Raw genomic sequence first — 13,294 nt, forward strand, 5'->3', positions numbered from 1 at the left:
GACGGACCTCCCGCAGCTGACCCTTCGCCGTTCGCGACGGCGGGGGTCAGAGGTGGGTGCGGCCCGGGGTCACCAGACCTGTCTCGTAGGCGAAGACGGCCGCCTGCGTGCGGTCGCGGAGCCGTAGCTTCTGCAGGATGCGGCCCATATGGGTCTTGATGGTCTGCTCGGCGAGGACCAGCGCCTTCGCCACCTCCGCGTTGGACAGCCCCTGGGCCACCAGCGCCAGCACTTCGGTCTCACGCGCGGTGAGTTCGGCGATCCGCACCTGCGCGGGCGGCCGCGAGGTGCCGCCCTGGCGGGAGAACTCGGCGATGAGGCGCATGGTGATGCCGGGGGAAAGCAAGGCCTCCCCGGCGGACACGATGCGGACGGCTTCGGCGAGTTGCACCCCGGAGGCGTCCTTGAGGAGAAATCCGCCGGCCCGCACGGTGGTGACCGTGCGGGCCGGCGGACAACACAACGGTCAGGAGCGGGCGGCTCCCCGGGCCGAGACGGCGACGTACTGCACGCGCATCGGATGGCCCGGTTCGGTGGTGGGCCCTGCGGGGGCGCCCAACGCGGCGGGGAGATTGCCGCCGACGGCCACGTTCAGGATCAGGAACAACCCGTGGTGCACGGCGTCGTCCCAGGTCCTGGGATCCATCTGGGCCGCCGTGACCTTGTGGTACTCGCGTCCGTCCAGGTACCAGCGCACCTGTTCCGCACCGGCGGTGAGGTCGACCTCGACCGCGTAGGAGTGGAATCCCGTCCGGCAGTCGGGGCAGGACCGGTCCCCCGATCCCAGTCCCTGGGGCTCCTTGCAGGGGCCTCCTTCGAGCGTGCCGCAGTGCATCGTCCCGAAGACGGAGTCACGGCCGTTGACGTTCTCCATGACGTCGAGCTCACCGATCGCGGGCCAGCCGGTGTAGCCGTTGCGCAGTCCGGAGCCCAGGGTCCAGAACGCCGGCCAATAGCCGGCCGCTGCCGGACCGGTGACGTCGGGCAGCGCGATCGATGCCTCGATCCGCAGGACGCCGCCGGGCGGTGGGGCGTAGTCGGAGCGCTTGGACTCGATGCGGCCCGAGGACCAGCGGCCGTTCCGCAGCCGGGGCACGATCTCCAGCGAGCCCTTCCCGTCCAGCCGGACGTTGTCCGTCGAATCGGTCATGGTCTCGATCTCCCCGGTTCCCCATTGCGCGGCCGGGCAGCCGGGATAGCAGGTGCCGAGGTCGTACTGCCACTTCGCGGCCGACGGGCGGCTGCCGGCCGGTCCGTCGAAGTCGTCCCTGAGGAGCTGGGTCCACCGGCCGGACGGCACCGCGTCGCGGTCGGGGAGGGCTCCCGCGTCCGTCAGCAGCCGCTCCAGCCGGGGCGCCAGTACGGTGGCGGCGACGTTGGTCAGATGCGCGTCGTCCCGGTACAGCAGGATCCGTTCCAGTACCGCCGGGCAGGTGGCACCCGCTCCGGGGCACAGCACGGAGTTCATCTCGACGGCCCGCACGCCCGGCAGCCGGCCGGCCGCGATCGATGCCGCGAGCGGATCGGGCCACTGCGCGGTGGCACGGTCGAATGCGCAGGCGTCCGGGTCCTTGGTGTGTCCGGAGACGCAGGCGGGGATGTCCGTCCCGGGGATCGGGGTGTCCTGGATGTAGACGATGGGCACCCCGAGGGCGCGCAGCGGCGACAGGGTCTTCTCCCAGCCCGCCGTGAGGAGCTGCTGGTCGTCGGTGTAGCGGTTGAGGGACGCGACGACGACGAGTCTGGGCTTCGGACCCTGGCGCAGTCGGGACAGGCTGTCCGCGCGCCAGGTGTCGCACTCGGTGTACGTCCGGCCCAACTGGGGGTTCCTCACCGTCAGTTGGGGCAGCGGGCAGCCCTGCTTCACCAGTTCCTGCAACGCCCACCCGCGTTGGGCCGCGATGCCCAGCAACGGGGAGAACCACTGGCCGGCGTGCGAGTCGCCGAGCAGGACGATCCGGTCCGGGCTCGCGGTCGCGCCGAACAGGCAGGGCGGGCTGGTGGTCGCGGTGGGTGCCACCTCGCACGCGCCGTCCGGCGGGAAGTCCTTACGGGCCTGGACGGCGCCCGGTACCGGCGGGCCGTCCTTGAGCGGGGTACCGGTCCGCAGTAGCAGCGACCTGCCGTCGGCCGCGCCCGGCGGCAGTCCCTTCAGGTCGAACTCCGGAGCCGACGCGAGCAGATTCATCGTTCCGGTTCCGACCACCAGCGCCAGGACCACCGGCAGGACGACCGCGGCGACCCCCAGCGCGAGTCCGCGCCGCGGGAATTCGGAGACGGTCCTGCTGCGGCGCAGTGGCTGTTCGATCCAGCGCATGGTCGCGAAGGCGGGCAGTGCGGACGCCACGGTCAGCGCAGCCCTGGCGGGCCAGCCGAGCGTTCCCAGCCGGGCCTCGGCGAGGACGAGCACCGGCCAGTGCCACAGGTAGAGGGTGTAGGAGAGGCGGCCGATCGCCCGCGGTATCCGGCCGCGCAGGATCCGGCCCACGCCGTACGCGGTCGCGCCGTCCGTCGCGTCCGCGTCGCCGGTCCCCGCCAGGATGACCGCGGCGGTGGCGAGCGTCGGCACGAGCGCGGCGTATCCGGGGTACGGCGTGCCGCCGTCGTAGCGCACCACGCACCACACGATGGCCGCGGCTCCGGCCCACCCGCACACCGGACGTATCGCTGACAGTCCGCGCAACCGGTGCCACGGGGTCAGTGCCAGCAGCGCCCCGACCCCGAACTGCCAAGCGCGGGACGGCGTTCCGAGGTATGCCAGGGAGACGGAGGTGTGCGTCCAGTGCAGTGCCAGGAGGAAGGAGCCGAGCGTCAGCAGTGCGGTGACCGCGAACACGGCCGACCGCACGGCCCGACCCCGGCGGGACGTCCTAAGCACCGCGAAGACGATCAGGGCGAGCAGTGGACCCCAGAACAGATAGAACTGCTCCTCCACGGCGAGCGACCAGAAGTGGAGCAGCGGGCTCGGATCGCGTCCCGCGGCCAGATAGTCGGTCTGCTGGGAGACGAAGCGCCAGTTGGCGGTCGACAGTGCGGCGGCCAGTACGTCGTACTCCAGGTCGGTACGGCGCAGCGGGACGGTGAGCCAGGCGGCGGCCAGCGCGGTCGCGCCGAGGACCACCGCCGCCGAGGGCAGCAGTCTGCGGGCCCGGCGGGAGAAGAACTCCCCGAGGCGGATGCGGCCGGTCGTGGCCGCCTCACGGATCAGCAGCCCGGTGATCAGATAGCCGGAGATGACGAAGAAGATGTCCACACCGACGAACCCGCCGGTCAGCCCGGGCAGTTCGGCGTGGAAGGCGAGCACCGCGAGGACCGCCGCGGCGCGCAGGCCCTCGATGTCGGGGCGGAAGCCGGGAGCGGGTGGCCTGGACCCGGTCGGTCCGGCTTTCCGGAATCGGTTTCCCGTGGAGCCCGCCCCGGGGGTCGGACGGCCGGCGCGGTCGGCGGTTTCCGGATGTCGGTCCGGAACCGTGGTGGAAGGCATGGGTGTGATGGCCTTTCAGCTCAGCCAGGGAAGCATGGGAGTGACCCATCCGGAGGCGAGCAGCGCGGTGAGCAGGAGAAGTGAGGTGGCGGCCAGTGCTTCGGGCCAGCGCCGGGGCAGCATGCCGAGGCGGACCGGCCGAGCGGCTCGTACGGCCTTGGATTCGGTCTTCGCCGGCCGCAGTTCGGCGATCAGATCACGGACCAGCGGGAGGACGATCTGGCACTGGACCAGGAGGTACAGGCCGAGACCCCAGTTGGGCCACCAGCCGTTGCGGGCGACGGACAGGGCGAGTCCGGCCGCGGCCGCGCCGATGGAACCGCAGAGCCAGGCGAGCGAGACCAGCACCACTTTGCGGGCCATGCCGCTGGGCTTCACCCGGCCGACGCCGGTCGGGACCCAGACGGCGCTGTGGCCGCGCAGCGTGTGCAGGAACGCGGCCGCGGCGGCGACGCTCGTCAGGACGTTGGCGCGGATGACCTCGACCCGCCACCGGGTGTGGCTGATCCGGGGCAGCAGCACATGCCAGAGCCACAGCGGCGCGAGCAGCGGCAGGACGTGCCAGGGGCGGATCTGGTCCGGGTACCAGAACATCATCACCAGCGGCGGCAGCGGCGCGGCGAACGTGTTCACCGCGGCGGTCAGATAGCCGACGATGCCCTCGTAGAAGCACAGACGCATCCGCCAGGGCGCGCCCATGCGCTTGAGGTCGGAGTTCTTGATCAGGTGCAGGTTGCCCATCGCCCAGCGGTACTGCTGGTTGACGAAGGACGAGAGGTTGTCCGGTGAGGTGCCCTTGGCGACCAGCACCGGGACGTAGAGAGTACGGAACCCCTGCTCGTAGAGGGCGAGTCCGGTGTACAGGTCCTCGCTGTGGTCGAGCTTGGCGAAGCCGCCGGCCGCGTCGATCGCGGTGCGCCGGTAGACGGCGTTGCTGCCGCAGCAGATGGCCGCGTCACTGGCGTCCCGCGAGGGCTGGATCCACCGGAAGAACCACTCCTGGGCGGAGCCCGCGGCGCGCTGGATCCAGTCCATCGACTCGTCGGTGTCGAAGCACTGCGGGCTCTGGACGATGCCGACACCGGGGTCGGCGAAGTACGGCACCAGATGGTGCAGGAAGTCCGGCCTGGGAGCGAAGTCCGCGTCCAGGATGGCGATGTACTGCCCGGTGCTCACGGTCAGTGCGTGATTGAGGTTGCCGGCCTTCTTGAGGTGCCCCCGGTCCGGCCGGACGACGTACCGGTAGCCGTGTGTGGCCGCCAGAGCGGCCACTTCGGAACGGTCCGCGTCGTCCAGCACCCAGACGGTCAGCGCCCCGGCCCAGTCGACGGCCGCGACGGCCTGGTAGGCGTTCTCCAGGACGGCGAGCAGCTCACCGCAGGTCGGCAGATAGAGGTCGACGTCCGGCAGTTCGGCCGGCTGCCAGGCCTTGGTCAGCACTTCGTGCGAGTGCCTGGTCAACCGCCGCTGGCGCAGGCTGTTGACCGACGAGAGGGCCAGCGCCACCAGGTTGAGCACGAGCACGGCAAGGAAGGCCCACAGGGCCGGAGTTCGCAGCGCGAAGGTGAACATGGTCGCCGCGGTGAACACGAAGGCGAGTGAGGTGCAGATCAGTACCCACCGGCGCTGTGGTCCGAAGTACCAGTAGAGCTCGTGATCCGACGGTGGTTGAGGCAGATGGTCGACGGTCAAGTGTCCCCCCACGGGCGCGTGATGGACGATCCAGTGATCACCCTACCCGCAAAGGTATAGACCACTGGCGCGTCAATCCACGGACCGGGACAGGTGCCGACATATTCATGGTGAAGACAAGATTCCGCGACAGTCCTGTCATCCTCCGTTCCTCCGACGTCGAGGTCAGAGGGCGTTCAGCACGTTCACTCCGGGCTACCCGTCGCTCCTCCGGCCAGTTCACGCGCCCAGTCGGCGAGTGCGTCGAAGTCCGCCGCGAGCAGTCCGAGGCTCGGTTCGATGCGGAGGAGCAGGGACGGCGCGGAGTGGTGGGCGGTGACGTACTCGCGGTCCGGGGGCCGGATCTCGTCGTCGATCCAGGCGAAGGGCCGGCCGGCGGCGTACCTGACGATGTCGTGGGTCTTGAAGTAGGTGCCGTCGTCGCGTCGGGCGTGCAGCTCCGGCCAGTCGATGGCGGGGAGTTCCGGCAGGCCGAGGCGCGGACCGATCCAGCGGTTGGCCTGCGCGCCCCACGTCGTCGCCCACACCAGGTCGAACGGCAGCGCCATCAGCAGCGGGCCGTGGGCGGCATTGAGCCACACCCGTAGCGGCTTCTGCCAGGGCAGGTCCCAGCCGGCGGGTCGCATCCGGTGCGTGGTGTAGCCGTCCGGTCGCTGGTGGGGCCGCGCGGCGAACGGGTTGAGGGGGCCGTCCACATCGATGAGGAGGAGGGGCTTCGCGGTCACGCTGGCTCCTTGCCGGCTGGGTGCGGTGAGCGGCCGGTGTACGGGGCCGGTGGGCCTCCTCCCTCCGGGAAGCGGACGCCCGACTCAGCTACCCGGTCCCGGACCGGACCAACCCACCGGTCCTGGATCCGGGGACCGATCCCCGGCACCAGGACCGGTCGTGATCAGGCGAAACGCGAGCTGGTAACCGGTCCGGAGGAGCGGACACGGTCCCGGGCTCCCGTGAGCCAGGTGGCGTTCACCCGTACGGCGAACGCCACGAGCAGCTCGTCGGGGTCGGCCGGGGCATCGTCGTCGCCCGCGTCGGGCTCCGGGTCCGCGGCGCAGATCGCGTCGGCCAGCTCCTCGGCCGAGCGCTCGTCGGCCGGGATGTCGTCGCGCTCCCCGTCCTCGGTGAACCGCATCCGGGACGCCCAGGGGGCGATCACGGTCTGCACCAGCAGGGTGGAGACATCGGCCGGGACCGCGGGAGGATCCGTCCAGCAGGTCGCGTGCTCGTACAGGACCTCACCCGGCGCGCGGTCGTGCAAGTGCGCGACCAGCTCCTGGTCGCACTCGTTCAGGTCGTACGCCACCACCAGGGTGTCCGCGGTACCCGGCCGGTACGGTGCGGTGGGCAGGCCGAGGATCCGGGCCGCCGCCAGGCCGAGGGCACGGCTGCCGCGGTCCGGCAGCAGTGCGACGGACGCGGGCTTCCGGTCCATGGCCGCCAGCACGGCGCGCAGTCGCTCCAACCCGTGGCGGCACGCTCCGAAGTCGTCCTGCAGATAGGCCCAGCGGCCGGTCATCCCCTGGTGGAAGCCGGCGGGCGACACGGTGGTGAGCAGGCCGCCGGTGAGGGTGTAGTGCCATCCGCGCAGGTCCTGGCGGTCGACGGGGGTGGCGACGGTGGCGCGGGCGAGGAGGTGGCGGATACGTTCGGCGGCCGGCCGCCAGGTCTCGTCAGGGTCTCCGAGCGCGCCGAACACCTGGCGGCCGAGCTCGACCTGACCATCCATCAGTGCGTTGTGCACCAGCAGATAGCGGTCCGGCCAGTCCTCCGTCAGCACGTCGTGCTCCTGGAGGAGGCCGACCGCCTCGGCGTGCCGCTGCCCGTCCTCCAGGGCGACGGCCAGCTCCAGCAGGACCTGCCGTGGCGCGGGGGTGCGGCGGGCCCGGCCGAGGAGGCCGCGGCGCGGAGCCAGTGCGAGGCGCAGGGCCTCCCGGAGGGCCGGCACGGCGAGGTGGGAGACACCGCGTCCGATGCAGGCATAACCGAACTCGTAGAGCGCTCCGGCCCCGGCCGGGTCGGCGGTCAGAGCGGCCGAGGCCGCGGCGAGGTCGGCGAACCCGGCTCCCTGGGCCAGCTTCTCGACGAGTGGTGCGATCTCGGCCGACGGCAGTGCGTCCGCCGCGAACCGGAGGGTCCGCATCGCGCCCTGCGGGTCGCCGGAGTCGAAGAGCTCCCAGGCCTTGGACAGTTCGGTGGTCATCGTTCTCCTCCTGAGTGGTCGGCGAGCTTCCTCGACCCGCCGGGGTGCTGCCTGACGGCGGGAAAAGGTGCGTGACGACTCAGGGCGCGCGGGCCGGCCGCCTCACGGGGCCGTGCCGCGGCGCTCATCGGGACGGGCGGTGGCCGCCCTTCCGGTGATGGTCGTTCATGAGGTCGTCCCTGCTGTCGTACATGTGCCCGATCATGGTGGGTCGCCGGGGCACTGGCAAACCGATTAGACCCTCCCTCGTCCGGCGGCTCGACCGGCCGACTACGAGCAGGTCCGGAAGCTCGGCGACCGCAAGATCCATGTGGACGGGGGACCGGACGCCAACGGTTCATGGTCGAGAGCAAGTGGACCGGCAACGAGAACCAGTGGGCGTCCTCGCAGTACAACCCCGCGCACACGCACTACGACGAGAGCAAGATCACCAGTCAGACGGAGAAACTGCTCGACCTCAATGACGCGCTCGGCGGCAACGGACTGCGGTACGCCATCTCCAGCCCGCAGGGCGCCACCCCCTTCACGGAGCTTCTCAGCGGGAAGTTCCCGGAGCACTTCGCTGATGGCAAAGACTGAAGATCTTCCATGTTCCTGCGATGGGAATGAACAGATGAACGAGGTTCTCGCAGTCCTCGACCAGCTCCGCGACGCCGGCGAACTCTCCGGCGAGACCGCCGCCGACGCGCTCGGGGCAGCCGGGTGGGCCGTGAATCGGCAGTTCGCGGGGGAGTCCTTCACCCGGCACTGGGAGCGCGGCGAGTTGGTGGCCGGGATCCAGGGGGACGGTCCTGACGCACGGGTCGAGTTCAGCCTGTGGCTGCGGGCCGTCGACGGCGACGAGGACGGAGATGCCGACGACTGGGACCCGGACGCCGACGCGGACGATCTGGACGCCGCGTACGAGGCGGCCGAGGCGGCACTGGCCGGTCTGGTGAACGAGGCGGAGGCACCGCTCGCCGCCACCGGATTCACCGCTGTCGACGAGAGCGGGGACGCGGACGAGGACGCGACCGGCGGTCTGGACTACATCGCGCACCGGGCCTGGCGCGCCGGCCGGCGCGTCTTCCTGCGGGGTGCGATCCAGGACGACACGGACCTTCCGGTACGCGTGGTCGCCGTCGTCACCTGACGCGATCCGCCGGGGTGGCCGACCATCGCACCGCCGACCCGACCCGCACGGGGTTCGGGTCGGCGGTGCGTCCGGTCGGCGCTTCAGCCGGTCAGCGGAACGACCTCCGGGCCGGGCTCGTGCCCTGCGCGGTCGCCCCGGCCCAGAACCCGCACTGGTGATCCGCCGCGAAAGCGGTGGACGTACGGTCGGCCACGGGGTTGAGGGTGAGGACCGTATGCCGGGGGCCGACCGCCGGCCACGGGGTCTGTTCGGCCACGCCGGGGTTGCCGGAGCGGGCGAACGCGGCCCAGTAGCGCTTCATGCGGTCGGCGAGGCCGACCTGGGCACCGGTCAGCGGGCGGTCGCCCATGGTGAAGTCGTAGAGGTAGGCGAGTTCCGCGCTGTGCGCGTTGGCCATGTCCACTCCCGGGACCTGCGCCCCGTACAGCGTCGGTGAGTCCGGGTCGTCGAACTCGTAGACGTACGTGGGCACCTGTCCGGCGAAGGTGTCGGCCGTCCAGTAGGTGTGGCAGGCGAAGGTGGAGTCGGTGAGCAGCGCGGACATCGCGAGGTACGGGCTGGCGTATCCGGCCAGCGGATAGCGTGCCAGCACCTGGGACGCCGCCGGCCCGTACGTCGCCGTGATCTGGTCCGTGTACTGCTGCGCGGTCAGATACGGCTGGGTCAGCGCCACGAAGAGCCTGCTCTCGGAGCGGTTGCTGCCGATCAGGACCGGCACCTTGTTCCAGGCCCCGGCGGCGATCGCCTCGGATGGCTGCGCGGGCAGCAGGAGATCACCGAACGCGGGCCCGCTCGTCGGCAGCGTGACGGCGGCCGCCGTCAGCCGGTCCGCCGGGGCGGCCCGCAGACAGCCGGCGCTCACCTTCGGGGCGGGGCAGCCGGCCGCGGTGGCGTAGGTCCGGGCCGCGGTCTCCGCCTGGGCACGGTCCGGTGCGGCCAGCAGCGTGCACGGACCGCTCTGCAGGACGGCGCGGGAGAACAGCCCGGCCGCCTGCGGTGCGGCGAGCAGCGAGCAGACCGAACCGCTGCCCGCGGACTGCCCGGAGATCGTGATGTTGCCCGGTGCACCGCCGAACGCCGCGATGTTCTGCTTGGTCCACTGCAGGGCCGCGAGCTGGTCCATGAGGCCCCAGGACCCGGAGCGCAGCGCGTTCTGCCGTGCGAGCTCCGGCAGCGCCAGGTAACCGAGCTGACCGAGCCGGTAGTTGATGCTGACCACCACGGTATGGGTGAGGTCGGCCATGGTGCGGCCACCGAACTGGGTCCCGGTGCCCTGGCTGTAGCCGCCCCCGTGCATCCAGAAGAGCACCGGCAGGTTCGCTCCCGGACGGGCGTCCCGAGGGCGGTACACGTCGAGGAAGAGGCAGTTCTCGCTGACGGCCTGCGGGTCCCGCAGCCCGAACGGTGAGAACTGCAGACACGCGGGTGCCTGCGTCGTCGCGTCCCGTACCCCGTTCCACCGGGCCGGCCGCTCCGGCGCCTGGAACCGCAGGTTGCCGACGGGCGGCGCCGCATAGGGAATGCCGAGGAACTCCTGCGCCCCGTCATGGACCTGCCCCCGCAGGATGCCGTCGGAGACCGCCACCACCGGCGGGCTCGCGGACCCCTTGGCGGACGGCGCGGCGGAAGCGGGCAGCGCTTGGAGGAACAGGGCGGCCAGCGCGAACAGAACCACGAGGCGGAGGGGCCGTCGGGAGCGGGGCCCGGATCTTGCGGCGTGGCCGGTCACGGGCGCAGCCCGGCGAGCAGGGCGGTGGCCGCCGCGAAGTTGGCCGGGCCGCTGTTCCAGTCGGCGTTCATGGGGGCGATGGAGACCTTGTCGGCGTTGACCGCCGCCACGTCGGAGCCCTTCGCGGGAGTGAGCGGGTCGAACGAGACCGTGACCTTCCACGTGCCGTCGCCCGCGTCGGTGTAGTGCGGGGTGAGCACCGTCTGGGCGTCCTGGAAGGTGAGGGAGACACCGCGCGCGGTGCCGGTGCCGTCCGTGCCGACGATGGGGTGGTTGACGTTCAGACCGACACCGTCGGGCAGCAGGTGCCCGGACTTCGCGCGGGCCTGGAGCCGGTCGATGAGCTTGACGGTGAAGTCGGCGGTGACGCGCATGGCGTTGAGGGTGGGCCCGGGGGCGGGCACGGAGAAACTGCCGGTGCTCACCGCGATGGCGGGGATGCCCCGTTCCAGGGCGGCGATGGCGCCTCCGACGGTGCCGGAGTGGGTGGCGAAGCCCGCCACGTTGGTCCCGAAGTTGGTGCCCGAGATCACCAGGTCGGGGGCCCGGTCGGCGAACACCTGGGAGAGCCCGAAGGCCACCGCGTCGCCCGGGGTGCCGTCCACGGCCCACACCTGGGCCTCGGGGTGCTGCACCACGACGCTGGTCGCGCTCATCATCTTCGTTCCGGCGCCGCTCTGGTTCTGCAGCGGGGCGACGATGGTGACCTGATGGCCGGCGGCGGTCAGCCGGTCGTACTCGGCTCGGATACCGGGCGCGTTGTAGCCGTCGTCGTTGGTGAGCAGGATGCGCAGCGGGCCGGAGGGCGCGGCGGGTTGGGCCGCGGCCGCGGGCAGTGTCACAGAGGCGGCGGACAAGCACAACAGCAGGGCGGCCGAGGACAGCACGTGCTGACGTCTCACGGTGTTGCTCCTTTGAGTCGGGGCAGCGGTGGGACCGGCGGGTGGCGGACCGGTGGACGGTCCGCGACCCGCCGGAGTTCTTGTCGGATCAGGTCTCCGGATCCGGCGGACGACGCGGATACCGGGAACAGGGGTGATGCCGTGGATGCCGGAGTGAGTGGTGGCAGCCGGGTCAGCCGGTCAGCGGACGCTGCGGATCGGGAGGATCGCCAGCGCGCCCAGCAGCGACAGGGCGCCGCCGACCAGGAACAGCGGGGTGTAGCCGCCGAGGGTGGTGACGATCGCGGACGCGACGAACGGGGCGATGATCTGCGGCCCGGCGTTGGCGATGTTGAGCACGCCCATGTCCCGGGCGGCGTCCTCCGCCCTGGGCAGGACGAGCGTGACGAGAGCGGTGTCCACCGCCATGAAGCAGCCGAAGGCCAGACCGTTGAGCGCGCTGAAGACGATCATCCCGGTCCAGGTGGGGCTGATCACGGGGACGGCCATGACCAGTCCCGCGAGGGCGGCCGAGACGGCGACGAACACCTTGCGCCGGTTCCATCGGTCGGAGAGCAGACCGCCGACCACGGTCGAGACGGCCATCGCGACCATCGAGACCGGGGTGAGGATCGCCATCGCCGCGGCCGGTTCCAGACCGGCGGGCAGCGCGATGTGATCGTCCAGGATGTACAGCTGGTATCCGGCGACCGAGAAGTATCCGAGCACCATCAGGGCCCGGCCGATGAAGGCCCAGCGGAAGTCGTGATGGGACAGCGCCGACAGGAACGCGGCCAGCTGTTCGCGGCGCGGTACGGCCGGTGCGGGCTCGCGCCGGGGCACATCGCGGCAGAGCGTCGTCAGCAGGACCGCGGCGCCGGCGACGAGCACCCCGAACACCAGGTAGCCGGTGCGCAGATGGTGTGCGGTCTGTGAGCCGATCAGCACGCCGACCGTGCCGCCGATCGGCAGCGCCAGCCCGACGAGTGCGGACGCCGTTCCGCGGCGGGCGGCGGGAATGCGGTCGGGCACCACGGCGGTGACCGCGGCCTGGTAGACGTTCATCGTCGCCTGCACCAGGCACCATCCGATGCCCACCAGCAGCGCGGTGTGCACACTGCCGATGAACGCGAGGCCCGCGAGTGAGGCGAAGGCGCCGCCCAGGATCCAGGGGTTGCGCCGGCCGGTCCGGTCCGACAACGCGCCGGCGATCGGGTTGAACGCGGTGGCGAAGACCGCGCTGATGCCGCCCACCACGCCCAGGATGGCGACCTTGTGGGCGGGATCGATCGACTCGATCTGGGTCGGCAGCAGAACCGCGCCGACACCCATGTACACAGCCAGCATGGATGCGTTGGCCACCAGCAGCAGTGTCAGGAGTCCACGGTGTCGTGGCGTCTCCGGTGCCGGGCGGGTGGGCGGCTGGAGCACTTCGGTCGCGGTCACGGCGTCCTCCGGAGTCCGAGGGCCGCGGCCGGGGCGCGGCGGATGCTGAGGGCGTACATGTCGACTCCTTGAGGGACGGAGCGGTGGCGTGGAACGGGAGCGGGGGAGGGAAAGGGGCCCGGGTTCGAGCGGTGGTGGCGGGGTGACCCGAGCGGTGCGGGCACGTCATCGCCATGATTGGTTACACGTGTTATCCAACGCGGTAAGCACTGTGTAGCACCCTTCCGCTTCCCGCACCAGATCTGTTTCCGAACCGCGATACGGATCGTGATGATCGGTCGGGCCGGAATATATGCACGTGTAACTAATCCGGTCGCGGCACTGTGCAGACGTGAGCCGCTGTGCTGGGGTGGGCCCGGAAATCCGCACTCTCGGCCCGGGCGGGCCTGGGATTCCACGCTCCCCGGTCGGATGGGGGCGGATCTCGTACCGCCTCGGGGTCGGCGGGAAGCGCTTCGATGTGTATCGTCTTCGTTGCGACGGTCAAAAATGCGCAATGCCTACCGGCGGCGCGAGACCGCCCGGGAGCCCGGTGCACCCCAGACGCGAACGCGCGGGGACACCCTCGGCCCGCACCGCCCCGTACCCGCCCGCTCCGCATCCCCTCGCTCCGCACCGGGGGCCGCCACGAGCCGGCCGCGCGGCGGCGATACCCCCTGCGCACATCCTGCGCGGACCCCTGAGCACAGCACTGCGTACAGCCGTCCGTCCCCTCGCCACGTGCCCCGGG

Annotated in this window: 9 protein-coding genes and 1 pseudogene; 2 read left to right on the forward strand and 8 right to left on the reverse strand. The window is 71.4% G+C overall.

Annotated elements, in window-relative coordinates; genetic code table 11:
* Positions 1 to 46: 46 nt before the first annotated feature.
* The 5 genes and pseudogenes from G3I60_RS00590 to G3I60_RS00610 form a co-directional block, all read right to left on the reverse strand.
* A pseudogene (locus G3I60_RS00590) lies at positions 47 to 430 on the reverse strand (LuxR C-terminal-related transcriptional regulator); the annotation flags it as partial.
* Positions 431 to 466: 36 nt separating this feature from the next.
* On the reverse strand, positions 467 to 3,484 hold the full coding sequence (locus G3I60_RS00595; RefSeq protein ID WP_164292667.1) for an acyltransferase family protein: 3,018 nt from the start codon (positions 3,482 to 3,484) through the stop codon (positions 467 to 469).
* A 15-nt stretch (positions 3,485 to 3,499) separates the two neighbouring features.
* Positions 3,500 to 5,176 carry a glycosyltransferase family 2 protein gene (locus G3I60_RS00600; protein ID WP_203672058.1) on the reverse strand — a complete coding sequence of 559 codons (1,677 nt, stop codon included), beginning with the start codon at positions 5,174 to 5,176 and terminating at the stop codon, positions 3,500 to 3,502.
* Positions 5,177 to 5,361: 185 nt separating this feature from the next.
* Positions 5,362 to 5,901, reverse strand: a complete 540-nt coding sequence (locus tag G3I60_RS00605; protein ID WP_164292666.1) for a hypothetical protein — start codon at positions 5,899 to 5,901, stop codon at positions 5,362 to 5,364.
* 164 nt (positions 5,902 to 6,065) lie between these two features.
* Positions 6,066 to 7,373 carry a hypothetical protein gene (locus G3I60_RS00610; protein ID WP_164292665.1) on the reverse strand — a complete coding sequence of 436 codons (1,308 nt, stop codon included), beginning with the start codon at positions 7,371 to 7,373 and terminating at the stop codon, positions 6,066 to 6,068.
* A gap of 339 nt (positions 7,374 to 7,712) precedes the next feature.
* Between G3I60_RS00610 and G3I60_RS00615 the strand changes: the two genes are divergently transcribed.
* Together G3I60_RS00615 and G3I60_RS00620 are read left to right on the forward strand one after the other, a co-directional pair.
* Positions 7,713 to 7,952, forward strand: a complete 240-nt coding sequence (locus tag G3I60_RS00615) for a hypothetical protein (protein ID WP_164292664.1) — start codon at positions 7,713 to 7,715, stop codon at positions 7,950 to 7,952.
* Between the two features lie 34 nt (positions 7,953 to 7,986).
* A complete protein-coding gene (locus G3I60_RS00620; protein WP_164292663.1) occupies positions 7,987 to 8,505 on the forward strand; it encodes a hypothetical protein in 519 nt (172 codons plus the stop codon).
* Positions 8,506 to 8,596: 91 nt separating this feature from the next.
* Here the strand turns inward: G3I60_RS00620 and G3I60_RS00625 are convergent, their stop codons facing one another.
* The 3 genes from G3I60_RS00625 to G3I60_RS00635 all read right to left on the reverse strand — a co-directional run bounded on the left by G3I60_RS00625 (position 8,597) and on the right by G3I60_RS00635 (position 12,564).
* Positions 8,597 to 10,183 (reverse strand): carboxylesterase family protein, encoded by a 1,587-nt coding sequence (locus tag G3I60_RS00625; RefSeq protein ID WP_164292662.1) that lies wholly within the window; start codon positions 10,181 to 10,183, stop codon positions 8,597 to 8,599.
* 50 nt (positions 10,184 to 10,233) lie between these two features.
* A complete protein-coding gene (surE, locus tag G3I60_RS00630; RefSeq protein WP_164292661.1) occupies positions 10,234 to 11,139 on the reverse strand; it encodes a 5'/3'-nucleotidase SurE in 906 nt (301 codons plus the stop codon).
* A 180-nt stretch (positions 11,140 to 11,319) separates the two neighbouring features.
* On the reverse strand, positions 11,320 to 12,564 hold the full coding sequence (locus G3I60_RS00635; protein WP_343240789.1) for an MFS transporter: 1,245 nt from the start codon (positions 12,562 to 12,564) through the stop codon (positions 11,320 to 11,322).
* Positions 12,565 to 13,294 lie beyond the last annotated feature (730 nt).

The sequence above is a fragment of the Streptomyces sp. SID13666 genome (assembly GCF_010548325.1).
Taxonomy (GTDB): Bacteria; Actinomycetota; Actinomycetes; order Streptomycetales; family Streptomycetaceae; genus Actinacidiphila; species Actinacidiphila fildesensis.

Excerpts from the sequence above, each read along its gene's own strand:
- G3I60_RS00595 (WP_164292667.1), bottom strand. The coding sequence starts at position 3,484 with ATGCCTTCCACCACGGTTCCGGACCGACATCCGGAAACCGCCGACCGC.
- G3I60_RS00610 (WP_164292665.1), bottom strand. The coding sequence starts at position 7,373 with ATGACCACCGAACTGTCCAAGGCCTGGGAGCTCTTCGACTCCGGCGAC.
- G3I60_RS00615 (WP_164292664.1), top strand. The coding sequence starts at position 7,713 with ATGGTCGAGAGCAAGTGGACCGGCAACGAGAACCAGTGGGCGTCCTCG.
- G3I60_RS00620 (WP_164292663.1), top strand. The coding sequence starts at position 7,987 with ATGAACGAGGTTCTCGCAGTCCTCGACCAGCTCCGCGACGCCGGCGAA.